The sequence below is a fragment of the Pseudomonas sp. JS3066 genome (assembly GCF_036328175.1).
In the GTDB taxonomy this organism is placed as follows: domain Bacteria; phylum Pseudomonadota; class Gammaproteobacteria; order Pseudomonadales; family Pseudomonadaceae; genus Metapseudomonas.
This window is the reverse complement of sequence record NZ_CP143312.1, coordinates 1,601,546-1,614,273: the sequence shown is the minus strand read 5'-3', so window position 1 is coordinate 1,614,273 and position 12,728 is coordinate 1,601,546. Positions and strand designations below refer to the sequence as shown.

Annotated in this window: 10 protein-coding genes and 7 tRNA genes; 5 read left to right on the top strand and 12 right to left on the bottom strand. The window is 60.8% G+C overall.

Annotated features, from left to right (window positions below; genetic code table 11):
• Positions 1-96: 96 nt before the first annotated feature.
• The 10 genes from SA496_RS07585 to SA496_RS07540 form a co-directional block, all read right to left on the bottom strand.
• A complete protein-coding gene (locus SA496_RS07585) occupies positions 97-939 on the bottom strand; it encodes an alpha/beta hydrolase (RefSeq protein WP_120651789.1) in 843 nt (280 codons plus the stop codon).
• Between the two features lie 11 nt (positions 940-950).
• Positions 951-1,490 (bottom strand): TetR/AcrR family transcriptional regulator, encoded by a 540-nt coding sequence (locus tag SA496_RS07580; protein WP_120651790.1) that lies wholly within the window; start codon positions 1,488-1,490, stop codon positions 951-953.
• Positions 1,491-1,655: 165 nt separating this feature from the next.
• Positions 1,656-1,731: transfer RNA gene (locus tag SA496_RS07575), tRNA-Glu, on the bottom strand.
• Between the two features lie 63 nt (positions 1,732-1,794).
• Positions 1,795-1,870 (bottom strand) — tRNA-Ala (locus SA496_RS07570).
• A 42-nt stretch (positions 1,871-1,912) separates the two neighbouring features.
• Positions 1,913-1,988 (bottom strand) — tRNA-Glu (locus tag SA496_RS07565).
• 63 nt (positions 1,989-2,051) lie between these two features.
• Positions 2,052-2,127 (bottom strand) — tRNA-Ala (locus SA496_RS07560).
• Between the two features lie 42 nt (positions 2,128-2,169).
• Positions 2,170-2,245 (bottom strand) — tRNA-Glu (locus SA496_RS07555).
• 38 nt (positions 2,246-2,283) lie between these two features.
• Positions 2,284-2,359: transfer RNA gene (locus tag SA496_RS07550), tRNA-Ala, on the bottom strand.
• A 146-nt stretch (positions 2,360-2,505) separates the two neighbouring features.
• Entirely contained in the window at positions 2,506-3,987 is a 1,482-nt protein-coding gene (gltX, locus tag SA496_RS07545) for a glutamate--tRNA ligase (RefSeq protein ID WP_120651791.1), read from the bottom strand.
• Positions 3,988-4,013: 26 nt separating this feature from the next.
• Positions 4,014-4,934: a LysR family transcriptional regulator gene (locus SA496_RS07540; protein WP_120651792.1), complete on the bottom strand. Its 921-nt coding sequence runs from the start codon at positions 4,932-4,934 to the stop codon at positions 4,014-4,016.
• Between the two features lie 107 nt (positions 4,935-5,041).
• Here SA496_RS07540 and SA496_RS07535 point away from each other — a divergent pair, with 107 nt between their 5' ends.
• The 3 genes from SA496_RS07535 to SA496_RS07525 are packed head-to-tail and all read left to right on the top strand — an operon-like array spanning position 5,042 to position 8,578.
• Positions 5,042-6,088, top strand: a complete 1,047-nt coding sequence (locus SA496_RS07535) for an HlyD family secretion protein (protein ID WP_120651793.1) — start codon at positions 5,042-5,044, stop codon at positions 6,086-6,088.
• Positions 6,089-6,137: 49 nt separating this feature from the next.
• Entirely contained in the window at positions 6,138-7,637 is a 1,500-nt protein-coding gene (locus SA496_RS07530; RefSeq protein ID WP_330115623.1) for an MDR family MFS transporter, read from the top strand.
• A 41-nt stretch (positions 7,638-7,678) separates the two neighbouring features.
• Entirely contained in the window at positions 7,679-8,578 is a 900-nt protein-coding gene (locus SA496_RS07525; protein WP_120651795.1) for an EamA family transporter, read from the top strand.
• A 39-nt stretch (positions 8,579-8,617) separates the two neighbouring features.
• Here SA496_RS07525 and uvrB read toward each other — a convergent pair whose 3' ends face one another.
• Positions 8,618-10,633 carry an excinuclease ABC subunit UvrB gene (uvrB, locus tag SA496_RS07520; RefSeq protein WP_120651796.1) on the bottom strand — a complete coding sequence of 672 codons (2,016 nt, stop codon included), beginning with the start codon at positions 10,631-10,633 and terminating at the stop codon, positions 8,618-8,620.
• A gap of 183 nt (positions 10,634-10,816) precedes the next feature.
• On the opposite strand from uvrB, the gene SA496_RS07515 reads away from it, so the two are divergent.
• Both SA496_RS07515 and SA496_RS07510 read left to right on the top strand, forming a co-directional pair.
• Entirely contained in the window at positions 10,817-12,013 is a 1,197-nt protein-coding gene (locus tag SA496_RS07515) for an amino acid aminotransferase (protein ID WP_120651797.1), read from the top strand.
• Between the two features lie 69 nt (positions 12,014-12,082).
• Positions 12,083-12,158, top strand: a tRNA-Asn gene (locus SA496_RS07510).
• 218 nt (positions 12,159-12,376) lie between these two features.
• Here SA496_RS07510 and SA496_RS07505 read toward each other — a convergent pair.
• Entirely contained in the window at positions 12,377-12,697 is a 321-nt protein-coding gene (locus SA496_RS07505; RefSeq protein WP_153921022.1) for a ComEA family DNA-binding protein, read from the bottom strand.
• Between the last annotated feature and the right edge of the window lie 31 nt (positions 12,698-12,728).

Here is a 12,728-nt window from a genome sequence, read left to right as displayed (position 1 = left end):
TCCACATTGCAAAGTCCCCAGCTCATTCTCGCAAGCGAACAGAACGGGTCGGTGAACGTTGGAAGTAGAGCACTGTCGGCAGGTCACCTGCCAGCCTCAACGCAGAGCTTCTGCTCCGAGGCGGGCGTCCCGAACCTGGGCCAGTAGAGTTAGCACGGCTTGGATCACGCGGGTATCGGCGAGCAAACGCTGGTGGCCTCCTTGCTCCAGTCGGAGCAATTGGCTGTCGAACCAGGCATCGTGGATGGCCTGGCTATCCGCGGCCGGCACCAGCGGATCGTCCTCGGCGTGCACTACCAGACCGGGTATATCCATCTGGTAACGCTCCACGTCGAGGTGGGCAACGGAGATGCCCGCGTGCCGTTCCACCTGATTGACGAAATGAGCTCGTGCTTTTGGCGGCAGCCCCATGAAACGGGCGAAGCTACGTAATGGCCCAAGGATTCGGCTGGGAGCGGAGATGCTCACCAGAGCCTTGGCACGCAAGCCCATCTGGCTGGCCAGCAGGACACTCGCACCGCCCATGGAGTGCCCGATAACCGCATGCAGCGGCGGCAACTCCCCTGCGGCCTCCAGCAATGCCCGGGCGAAAAGCACCACATTCGCTTCGTGTCCGGGCGAGCGCCCATGGGCAGGACCATCCAGCGCCACCACTCCATAGCCGGCCGCTACCAACGCCTCGATCAGACTGGCGAACTGGGTCGGACGCCCCTCCCAGCCATGCATCAGCAAGACCGTTGGACCGCTTCCCCAGCGCAGCGCGGAAAGACCAAAGCGCAAGGTGATCCGCTCTGAGGTGCCGAGCAACTGCATCTCCCATTCCCGCGGGGCCAGGTTGCGGGGAGTCATGAACTGGCGACGCATGCGGCGGGCTACGACCCGCGGCGCCAGACGGCCAAGGGTAGCGTTTACGCCGCGAATGAGGCTCAGGCTATTCATCATCAGACTCCTCAAATGACCGCCGACTTGGCGGCACGCAGTACTCGATCGGATAGATCACCCTCACCCAGGGCCCGCGCCAAAGCCAATCCGCCCACCATGAGCGCGATATCAGCGAGCGCCATGTCGACCTCCTCAGGGCTGTCGCACATCCTGGCACTGAGTACTTCCAGGTGCCCCACCAGCAACTCCCGGTACGCACCCGGCAGCTGCGCCATCGCACTCAAGGAACTGGGAAGTGGGCAACCTGAGCGCGTGGCATCCCGGTGCTTGCGCGACAAATAGAAGCCGGCGGCGAGAGCACGCCTTTCCGCGCCAGGAAGGGATTGATCGATCAAAGCCATGAGATCGCGACGCTTACGCAACAGCTGCTCGAACACTTCCAGCATCAGGGCATCCTTGCTGGCGAAATGAGCGTAGAAACCGCCCACCGTCAATCCGGCAGCACCCATTACATCAGCTACACCCGGCTCCTGCGGACCGTGCTGCAGCATGGCCGAAGCGGCGGCCTGCAAGATGCGTTCACGGGTCTGGGCTTTCTTCTCGCTCATGTCAGCCTCCAGTTGAATTACACTCATAATATTATTTGTGTAATACAAAAACGCAAGCCGATCGCGAAACCATTCGTCGGTACTGAAAAAACAGGGCAGAAAAACAAAAGGGCCATCCCAAGCTGGAATGACCCTTGAAAAGCCCGCAAAGCGGGAAATTGAAAGTGGCGTCCCCTAGGGGACTCGAACCCCTGTTACCGCCGTGAAAGGGCGGTGTCCTAGGCCACTAGACGAAGGGGACAGAACCTTCGAACAGCAGGGCCAGCGCTTAGGCTGGCCCTGAGTGATGCGCATGGCATCGATTTGGTGGAGCTAGACGGGATCGAACCGTCGACCTCTTGCATGCCATGCAAGCGCTCTCCCAGCTGAGCTATAGCCCCGAATTACTTCGGCTGCACCGGCTGACCGATGCTGCTGGAAAATGGCGTCCCCTAGGGGACTCGAACCCCTGTTACCGCCGTGAAAGGGCGGTGTCCTAGGCCACTAGACGAAGGGGACGAAACCTTCGAACAACAGGGCCAACCCTCGGACTGACCCTTGCGATGCGTGGCGCATCGTATTTGGTGGAGCTAGACGGGATCGAACCGTCGACCTCTTGCATGCCATGCAAGCGCTCTCCCAGCTGAGCTATAGCCCCGAATTGCTTCGGCTGCACCGACTGACCGATGCTGCTGGAAAATGGCGTCCCCTAGGGGACTCGAACCCCTGTTACCGCCGTGAAAGGGCGGTGTCCTAGGCCACTAGACGAAGGGGACGAAACCTTCATGCCTTTTCGCGACCCACTCGGAAAGAGTGGTGGAGCTAGACGGGATCGAACCGTCGACCTCTTGCATGCCATGCAAGCGCTCTCCCAGCTGAGCTATAGCCCCATCGCGAGGACGGGGCGCATATTAGGGGCGCCCCCTCCTGCTGTCAACAATATTTTTTCTACGAACCGAACTTTTTTATCTGGAAGAACAAACACTTACCCGACCTCGGTCAGCACAGGACCTTCCCCGCACCGACCGAAGGGCCATCAGGAGATGGCCGCGAGAAGCTTCTCCCACTCCTTGGTTTCCTTCTTCGACACACCGCCGAGAAGCTCGATGGCCTGACGCAAACGGAAGCGGCTGAGGTCAGCCCCCAGGATTTCCATGGCGTCCAGCACCGAAACCGAACTGGCCTGCCCCGTGATGGCAGGGAACATCAGCGGCATCACATCTCGCAACTTGAGTTCCAGGCTTTCGGCAACGGCCTGAATGCAGCCGGTGATGCGGTCTTTTTCCCACTGACGCAAGGATTCCAGCTTCCACAGAACCAGTTGCATGACCTGGCGCACCTGGTCAGGGCTCAGCTTTTTGTGCTCGAACAATTTGGCGTCCAGCGGCACCGCACCGGAGAAGAAGAATCCGGCCAAAGGCGCAATCTGGCTGAAAGTCTCCACCCTGCCCTGCACGTGCGGCGCGATACGCATGAGGTACTCGGGATTGAGCGCCCATTTCTGTATCTCGGCGGCAAAACGCTCCACCGGCAGCTCCCGGATCCACTGGCCGTTCAGCCAGGAGAGTTTCTCCAGGTCGAAGATCGGACCACCGAGCGAAATACGCGACAGATCGAAGTGCTCGACCATCTCAGCCAGCGAGAACTTCTCGCGCTCGTCCGGCATCGACCAGCCCATTCGCCCCAGGTAGTTGAGCATCGCTTCGGGCAGGAACCCCATACGCTCGTAGAAGGTGATGGAGGTGGGGTTCTTGCGCTTGGACAGCTTGCTCTTGTCCGGATTGCGCAGCAGCGGCATGTAGCAGAGCTTGGGCTGCTCCCAACCAAAGTACTCATAGAGCTTGATCAGCTTGGGCGCCGAGGGCAGCCACTCTTCGCCACGGAGCACATGGGTGATGCCCATCAGGTGGTCATCCACCACGTTGGCGAGGAAGTAGGTCGGAAGGCCATCGGTCTTCATCAGGACCTGCATGTCCATGCGATCCCACGGGATTTCAACATCACCACGAAGCATGTCCGGGACCACGCAGACACCCTCGCTCGGCACCTTCATGCGCACGACGTGGGGTTCACCGTCGGCAATGCGCTTTTCTGCCTCATCTTTGGCGAGATGCATGCAATGGCCGTCGTAGCGCGGGGTTTCCTTGCGTTCGGTCTGCTCGGCGCGCAGTTTGTCCAGCCGCTCGGCAGTGCAGAAGCAAGGGAACGCGTGGCCCTTGTCCACCAGCTCCTGGGAGTACTTCTTGTAGATTTCGCCACGCTCACTCTGGCGATACGGACCATGTGGGCCGCCAACGTCCGGACCTTCATCCCATTCGATACCGAGCCAACGCAGAGCGTCATAGATCTGCTGCTCGGACTCGCGGGTGGAGCGCAGCTGGTCGGTGTCCTCGATACGTAGGATGAACTGACCGCCGTGCTGGCGCGCGAAACACAGATTGAACAGGGCGATGTAGGCGGTGCCCACGTGCGGGTCACCGGTGGGCGACGGCGCGATACGGGTACGGACGGTGGTCATGGAATGGTCTCGAAACTCAAGGTGGATCAAAGGCGCGATCTTATCAGGCTGGCCGCCGTCGGCTCCAGCAAGTGTCCTTCCTGTACCGGCAGGCTGCGCATCAGGAAGTCGAGAAACGCCTTGACCTTCATCGCCTGGAAGCGCCGCGACGGATAGACGGCATATATCTCACCGCTTGGCAGTCGCGCCTCGGGTAGCAGCTCGATCAGCTCGCCACGCTGCACAGCGGACTCGGTGAACATCAACGGCAACCCTGCAATGCCAGCGCCTGCCAATACTGCCTCGCGGGCGAAAGTGATGTTGTTGCAATAAAGGACGCGCTGGCAGGGCACGCTTTCACCCTGCAACATCCAGTAGCGCTGGGAGTCCTGAGGCAGCAGGACGGCACGATGGCCGGCCAGTGCCTCTACCGTGCGCGGCGTGCCATGGGCAGCGAGGTAGGCCGGGCTGGCGCAAAGCCGACGACCGCTTTCGAACAGCTTGCGAGCGATCAGTGTGGAGTCCTGCGGCTGGCCGATCATGATCGCAATGTCCACGCCCTCTTCCAGCGGATCGACATTGCGCGACGTGATCTCGACCTCAGCAGTGATCTGTGGGTACTGGCGCATGAAACTGCCCAGCACCTTGCCGAGGAACAGCTGGCCAAATTCGATAGGGGCAGTAACGCGCAAAAGGCCGGAGGGCTCCTGCTGCAATTGCATGACCGCCTGCTCGGCCTCAGCGAAATCCAGCATGATCTGGCGGCACCGCTCGTAATAAGCCAGCCCGACCTCGGTCAGGCGCAGCTTGCGAGTCGTACGATTGAGCAGACGCACGCCGAGCCGCTCTTCCAGAAGCGCAATACGGCGACTGACGGTCGATTTCTGCATACCCAGGCTATGCGCAGCCTGGGTGAAGCTGTGGCACTCGACTACGCGAGTGAAGATCAGCGCATCATCCAGCCCCATTATTGTTCCCTATAAGCAACAAAGTTTCTGAATTGTACTGGCTATTGGCGAGCACGGAACACTGCTAGATTCGCAACATTCTGCAAAGACTTCGAGTCACACTTTCCATGCCTGCCAAACTGCAACGCCGCCTATTCATCTTCATTGCTCTGGTGGTCCTGGTCGCCGCTGGCCTCTTCGCCCATTGGCTGCTGATCGGCCGATTCGTCGAATCCACTGACAACGCCTACGTTCAGGGCGAGATCACCCGCGTCTCCAGCCAACTGGGTGCGCGCATCGACGAAGTGCTGGTCAGCGATAACCAGCAAGTAAAGAAAGGCGATGTCCTGGTGCGACTCGACGCTGACGACTTCAAGCTCGCGCTGGAGCGGGCCCGGGCCCAGCTCGATACGCGCGAAGCCGAACTGGCCCAGGCGCAGAGCAAACTGGTCCAGCAGTCCAGCCTGATCGCCGCCAGCCAGGCTGACGTCGCAGCCACCCAGGCCACCCTTGGCCGCACCCAGATCGACCTATCCCGCGCCCAGACCCTGCGCAAGCCTGGTTACGTCTCCGAGGAGCGCGTTACCACCCTGTCCGCCGACTCCCGCGTCGCCCGCTCCCAGGTTGCCAAGGCAGAGGCCGACCTCAAGGCACAGCGCCAGCAAGTGGATGCATTGAACGCCGAGATCAAGCGCCTGCAGGCGCAGATCGCCACCGCGCGTGCCGAGGTCGCCCAGGCAGAGTTGAATCTCAGCCGTACTGAAATCCATTCCCCCATCGACGGCCGCGTTGGCCAACGCGCTGCGCGTAATGGCCAGTACGTACAGGTGGGCGCTCATTTGCTGTCCCTGGTACCGGACGAAGACATCTGGGTCCAGGCCAACTTCAAGGAAACCCAGATCGAACGCATGGTGCCGGGCCAGACCGCGGAACTGGTGTTCGACAGCTTCCCGGACACCCCCATCGAAGGCCGCGTGGATAGCCTCTTCGCCGCTTCTGGCGCACAGTTCAGCCTGCTTCCGCCGGATAACGCCACGGGCAACTTCACCAAAGTGGTCCAGCGTATTCCGGTGAAGCTGATTTTCGCCGCTGACAACCCGCTCAAAGGCCGCATCCGGCCCGGCATGTCCGTTCTGGTCAAAGTACGCCTGAAGGCCGAGAACCATGGCGGGTGACGTACTGGTTCGCCCCACTGGCGAACCGACTCGACGCGATTGGATAGCCGTGATGAGCGCCATGCTTGGCGCTTTCATGGCGGTACTGGACATCCAGATCACCAACTCCTCGCTCAAGGACATCCAGGGCGCGCTCTCCGCCACCCTCGAAGAAGGTTCATGGATTTCCACCTCCTACCTGGTGGCCGAAATCATCATGATTCCGCTCACCGCGTGGCTGGTGCAGCTGCTCTCTGCGCGGCGCCTGGCGGTCTGGGTCTCCATCGGCTTCCTGATTTCGTCGCTGCTCTGCTCACTGGCCTGGAGCCTGGAAAGCATGATCGCTTTCCGGGCGCTGCAGGGCTTCACCGGTGGTGCGCTGATCCCGCTGGCATTCACCCTGACCCTGATCAAGCTGCCGGAGCATCACCGCGCCAAAGGCATGGCGCTGTTCGCCATCACGGCGACATTCGCCCCTTCCATCGGCCCAACCCTGGGTGGGTGGCTGACGGAAAACTTCGGGTGGGAGTACATCTTCTATATCAACGTTCCACCGGGTCTGCTGATGATTGCTGGCCTGCTCTACGGTCTGGAGAAGAAAGCACCGCACTGGGAACTGCTGAAGCGTACCGACTACGCCGGCATCGTGACGCTCGGTGTCGGCCTCGGTTGCCTGCAGGTGTTTCTCGAAGAGGGGCACCGCAAGGACTGGCTGGAATCGGACCTGATTGTCGGCCTGGGCAGCATTGCGCTGGTTAGCCTGATCCTGTTCGTCATCCTCCAGGTCTCGCGCCCCAATCCGCTGATCAACCTCGGCATCCTGAAGAACCGCAACTTCGGCTTGTCGAGTATTTCGAGCGTCGGCCTCGGCATGGGTCTGTACGGCTCGATCTATGTATTGCCGCTGTATCTGGCTCAGATACAGGGTTACAACGCACTGCAGATCGGTGAAGTGATCATGTGGATGGGCGTCCCGCAGCTGTTTCTGATTCCGCTGGTCCCCAAGCTGATGAAGGTGATCCCGCCCAAATTCCTCTGCGCCCTGGGTTTTGGCCTCTTTGGCTATGCCAGCTTCGCCTCTGGCGTGCTCAACCCGGACTTCGCAGGGCCGCAGTTCAACCAGATCCAGATCATTCGCGCCCTCGGCCAACCACTGGTGATGGTAACGGTGTCGTTGATTGCCACCGCCTATATCCAGCCGCAGGACGCCGGCTCTGCATCCAGCCTGTTCAACATCCTGCGCAACCTGGGCGGGGCCATCGGTATAGCCCTGCTCGCCACGTTGCTGGACGCTCGCGCCAAAGTCTACTTCGACTACCTGCGTGAATCCCTGGTGCCGAGCAACCCACAGGTCGCCGAGCGCCTGGCGCTGCTGACGGAAAAACTTGGCAGCGAGCAAGCGGCTCTCGGCAAGCTCAGCGAGATCGCACACCAGCAGGCCGCCATCATGGCCTACAATGACGCCTTCCACTTCATCGGCATCGCCCTCGGCGTCAGCATGCTCGCTGTGCTGCTCACCCGCGCCCTGCCCGTCGGCGCTACCGGCGGCGCCAGCGCCGCCGCCCACTAATCCCGCGCCGGACAATCGGCGCGCTTCGCTTCAGGCTGTACATGTCTTCCCACGCTTCATCCCGCCGCACCCTTCTCCTGATCGGTGCCTTCGCCATGATTTATATCGGCTGGGGCACCACCTATCTGGCCAACCACTTCCTCCTCCGCGAGCTTCCGCCCTTCGTCATCGCCACCTTGCGCTTCCTGTTCGCGGGCTCCCTGGCCCTGGGCTGGGTGATGGCCAGCGGCAAGGCGCAAATCCAGCGCAGCGACTTCGGCGGCGCCCTGGTCGGAGGGGTCCTGCTGATTGCCGTTGGCCAGGGGGCGCTGATCTATGCCAACCAGTTTCTGCCCACCGGCATGCTGGCGATGCTCTACACCACCCTCCCCCTCTGGAGCGTGGCCCTGGAGTGGCTGCTCGACCGTCGCCCGCCGCTGTGGGTCCTGTGCGGCCTGGCACTCGCCAGCGGCGGCATCGTGATGCTGATGGGCAAGGGCCTGGGAGGTGGAGCGGGCTTCGATCAATGGTTCGCCGGCGGACTGGTAGTGATGGCCACCCTCCTCTGGGCGGTCGGCGCTTGGCTGTTGCGCCAACGCCCGCCCTTCCGCTCGAGCTGGATGGGCCTAAGCCTGCAGATGCTGACAGGCACTCTGATCCTCGCGATGTTTGGCCTCTGGCGCGGGGACTGGCACGAGGTGAACCTGTCCAGCGTGAGCCTGGATGCCTGGTTCTGGATGGCCTATCTGGTGGTGCCGGTCAGCCTGGGGGTCTATCCCGCTTACTTCTGGCTGCTGAGGGAAGTGAAACCGAGCCTGGTTTCGACCTTCGCCTTCGTCAATCCGGTAGTGGCACTCCTGCTCGGATTCGTGATCCTCGGAGAACGACTTGAGGCCGCTGCGCTGCTCGCCTGCCTGGCGACTTTGGCTGGCGTCGTGATGATCATTTTCGGTAGACGCTGAAGACAAAGAGCAAGGGCGCAATGCGGCGCCCTTGTCCATTCAGAGCTTGAGAAGGCGCTCCCGCAGCTTCTGGATTTCGTCGCGCATTTGGGCCGCCGCCTCGAACTCAAGGTCGCGGGCCAACTGGAACATCTTCTCTTCCATCTGGCGAATGCGCTTGGTGATCTCACTGGGCGAACGCAGTTCGGCCTCATAGCGGGCGCTCTCCTCCGCCGCCTTGGCCATGGCCTTGCGCTTGTTGCTGCGCGAGCCCGGCACGGTCGCACCTTCGAGGATGTCCTGAATGTCCTTCTTCACGCCCTTCGGCACGATGCCGTGGGCTTCGTTGAAGGCCACTTGCTTGCTCCGGCGTCGATCAGTCTCGTCCAGTGCACGCTGCATGGACCCGGTGACGTTGTCCGCATACAGGATCGCCCTGCCGTTCAGGTTGCGCGCCGCACGGCCGATGGTCTGGATGAGCGAACGCTCGGATCGCAGGAAGCCTTCCTTGTCGGCATCCAGGATGGCCACCAACGAGACCTCCGGCATATCCAGGCCTTCGCGCAGCAGGTTGATCCCCACCAATACGTCGAACGCACCGACACGCAGGTCCCGGATGATTTCCACCCGCTCCACGGTGTCGATATCCGAGTGCAAGTAACGCACCTTTACGTCATGGTCAGCGAGATAGTCGGTAAGGTCCTCCGCCATTCGCTTGGTAAGGGTGGTAACCAGCACGCGCTCTTCTACTGCCACGCGTTTGTGAATTTCGGAGAGCAGGTCATCCACCTGGGTGGTTGCGGGACGTACTTCCACCTCAGGGTCCACCAGCCCTGTCGGCCGCACCACCTGCTCAACCACCCGACCGGCATGCTCACCCTCGTAAGGGCCCGGCGTGGCAGAAACGAAAATGGTCTGCGGACTGATTGCTTCCCATTCATCGAAACGCAGTGGGCGGTTGTCCAGCGCAGACGGCAGCCGGAAGCCGTACTCCACCAGGGTTTCCTTACGCGATCGGTCGCCCTTGAACATCGCGCCGACCTGGGGAACCGTAACGTGGGATTCGTCGATCACCAGCAGCGCATTCGCTGGCAGGTAGTCATAGAGCGTCGGCGGCGCCTCACCCGGAGCACGGCCAGAGAGATAGCGCGAGTAGTTCTCGATGCCATTGCAGTAGCCCAGCTCGAGAATCATCTCCAGATCGAAACGGGTCCGTTGCTCCAGTCGCTGCGCCTCCACCAATTTATTGGCTGAGCGCAACTGTTCCAGACGCTCCTGGAGCTCTTCCTTGATCTTGTCCACCGCTTCGAGAAGCACCTCGCGAGGCGTCACGTAGTGGCTTTTGGGATAGAAGGTGAAGCGCGGAAGCTTGCGAATAACCTCACCGGTCAGTGGATCGAACGCCGCAAGGTTTTCAACCTCATCATCGAACAGCTCGACACGGATGGCTTCGAGATCGGATTCCGCCGGGAAAATATCAATGACATCGCCACGAACACGAAAGGTTGCGCGGGCAAAGTCCATGTCATTGCGGGTGTATTGCAACTCAGCCAGGCGGCGCAGCAAGGTCCGTTGATCGAGACGGTCGCCACGATCGATGTGCAGCACCATTTTCAGGTAGGACGCCGGATCACCCAGACCGTAGATGGACGAGACGGTGGCGACGATGATCGCATCCGAGCGCTCCAGCAGGGCCTTGGTCGCGGACAGACGCATCTGCTCGATATGGTCGTTGATCGAGGCGTCCTTCTCGATATAGGTATCGGAGGACGGAACGTAGGCTTCCGGCTGGTAATAGTCGTAGTACGAAACGAAGTACTCGACGGAGTTGTTCGGAAAAAAGGCGCGGAACTCGCCATACAGCTGCGCAGCCAATGTCTTATTGGGCGCCAACACCAGTGTGGGGCGCTGTACCTGGGAAATGACGTTGGCGATGCTGAAGGTCTTTCCTGACCCGGTAACCCCCAGTAGCGTCTGGTGCGAAAGACCCGCTTCCAGCCCTTCCACCATCTGGCGAATGGCCTCCGGCTGGTCGCCGGCAGGCTTGAAACGGGTTACAAGCTGGAACTCCGACATGCTGACCTCGACTTTGGATGTGACACCTGGGCAGAACGGGCGTCATACCTGGCGGAAAGCTTGCGCGCGATGTCGCCGCAAACTGTCTGGGCCGCTATAATACCGGCCCGATTGCGCAACCCCTAGCGCACATCGTTCGGGGTTGCATCCCATCCTCACCTTCCTCCTCCGAGCTGCCGCATCATGAGTCTGTTTTCTGCCGTCGAAATGGCTCCGCGCGATCCTATCCTGGGTCTCAACGAAGCGTTCAACGCCGACACCCGTGCCGACAAAGTCAACCTGGGCGTGGGCGTCTACTACAACGAGCAAGGCCGTATCCCGCTCCTGCGCGCTGTAGCTGAAGCGGAAAAGGCCCGCATCGAAGCGCACGCCCCGCGCGGCTACCTGCCGATCGAGGGTATCGCGTCCTACGACCAGGCCGTGCAAAAGCTGCTGTTCGGCGCTGATTCCGAACTACTGGCCCAAGGCCGCGTTGTGACCACCCAAGCCGTAGGTGGTACCGGCGCGCTGAAGACCGGCGCCGACTTCCTCAAGCGCCTATTACCCAATGCCGTTGTCGCCATCAGCGATCCGAGCTGGGAAAACCACCGCGCACTGTTCGAATCCGCCGGTTTCCCGGTGCAGAACTACCGTTACTACGACGCAGCCACCAACGGCGTGAATCGTGCCGGCCTGCTGGAAGACCTCAAGGCCCTGCCCGCTCGCTCCATCGTGGTACTGCACGCCTGCTGTCACAACCCGACCGGCGTGGACCTCGAACTGGAAGACTGGAAAGCCGTTCTGGAAGTCCTGCGCGAGCGCGAGCATGTGCCGTTCCTCGACATCGCTTACCAGGGCTTCGGCGCCGGCATCGAGGAAGACGCCTTCGCGGTACGCCTGTTCGCCAAATCCGGCCTGCAGTTCTTCGTCTCCAGCTCCTTCTCCAAGTCCTTCTCGCTTTACGGCGAGCGCGTAGGCGCCCTGTCCGTGGTAACCGGCTCGAAGGAAGAGGCTGGCCGCGTCCTGTCCCAGGTCAAGCGCGTGATCCGTACCAACTACTCCAACCCGCCCACCCATGGCGCTACCGTGGTTGCCTCCGTGCTGAACAGCCCGGAACTACGTGCCATGTGGGAAGCTGAACTGGCTGAAATGCGTACCCGCATCCACAGCATGCGGCTTGCCATGGTTGAGCAACTGGCTGCACAGGGTGCCAAGCGCGACTTCAGCTTCGTGGCTCGCCAGCGCGGCATGTTCTCCTACTCCGGCCTCACCGCCGAGCAGGTGGAACGCCTGAAAAACGAGTTCGGCATCTACGCCGTCAGCACCGGCCGCATCTGCGTTGCCGCGCTGAACAACAGCAACCTGGAAAGCATCACCCGCGCGATTACCCAGGTACTCTGAGACGGAAATGGAGAAGCTCAAGCAGCTGCTTGACTTCTCCTTTCTAATCAGTAAGATACGCGCATCCGATCCGCGATAGCTCAGTCGGTAGAGCAAATGACTGTTAATCATTGGGTCCCTGGTTCGAGTCCAGGTCGCGGAGCCAAATTAAAAGCCCTCGGCACATGCCGAGGGCTTTTTCTTTTGGGCGATGAACTCTCACCAGGAACTGCGCCCCAGGTGACTCGAGCCTTCGGCCCTCTACCCTTCCGGGCCATGTTGAAGCGCGCTGAGCTCCCCCCACATACCCGCCGCCACCTGACGCCACCTGACGCCAACAAAAAAGCCGGCCTCGAAAGGCCGGCTCTTAATGTCGATTGATCGTTACTCGACGGTCAGCTTGTCACGACTCTTCTCCAGAGTCTTGACGCCTATACCTTTAACCTCGAGAAGGTCATCCACCGAGGAAAAAGGACCGTTCTCCTCTCGATACTTCACGATCGCCTTGGCCTTCGCTGCGCCGATTCCGATCATATAGTCCTGCAACGCCAACTCATCCGCAGAGTTGATGTTCAGCTTGGCCTGGCTAGAAGAACTTTCAGCTACCACTGCAGGCGCAGCCTTCGCTGCTGCCGCAACCTGGGTATAGCCGAGACAAAGCGAACAGAGAACAAGAAATAGCGAGGCAATACGAACACGAAACATCGTTAACACTCCTTGTCATCAGTAAGGGGAA

Excerpts from the sequence above, each read along its gene's own strand:
- SA496_RS07585 (WP_120651789.1), bottom strand. The coding sequence starts at position 939 with ATGAATAGCCTGAGCCTCATTCGCGGCGTAAACGCTACCCTTGGCCGT.
- SA496_RS07580 (WP_120651790.1), bottom strand. The coding sequence starts at position 1,490 with ATGAGCGAGAAGAAAGCCCAGACCCGTGAACGCATCTTGCAGGCCGCC.
- gltX (WP_120651791.1), bottom strand. The coding sequence starts at position 3,987 with ATGACCACCGTCCGTACCCGTATCGCGCCGTCGCCCACCGGTGACCCG.
- SA496_RS07540 (WP_120651792.1), bottom strand. The coding sequence starts at position 4,934 with ATGGGGCTGGATGATGCGCTGATCTTCACTCGCGTAGTCGAGTGCCAC.
- SA496_RS07535 (WP_120651793.1), top strand. The coding sequence starts at position 5,042 with ATGCCTGCCAAACTGCAACGCCGCCTATTCATCTTCATTGCTCTGGTG.
- SA496_RS07525 (WP_120651795.1), top strand. The coding sequence starts at position 7,679 with ATGTCTTCCCACGCTTCATCCCGCCGCACCCTTCTCCTGATCGGTGCC.
- uvrB (WP_120651796.1), bottom strand. The coding sequence starts at position 10,633 with ATGTCGGAGTTCCAGCTTGTAACCCGTTTCAAGCCTGCCGGCGACCAG.
- SA496_RS07515 (WP_120651797.1), top strand. The coding sequence starts at position 10,817 with ATGAGTCTGTTTTCTGCCGTCGAAATGGCTCCGCGCGATCCTATCCTG.
- SA496_RS07505 (WP_153921022.1), bottom strand. The coding sequence starts at position 12,697 with ATGTTTCGTGTTCGTATTGCCTCGCTATTTCTTGTTCTCTGTTCGCTT.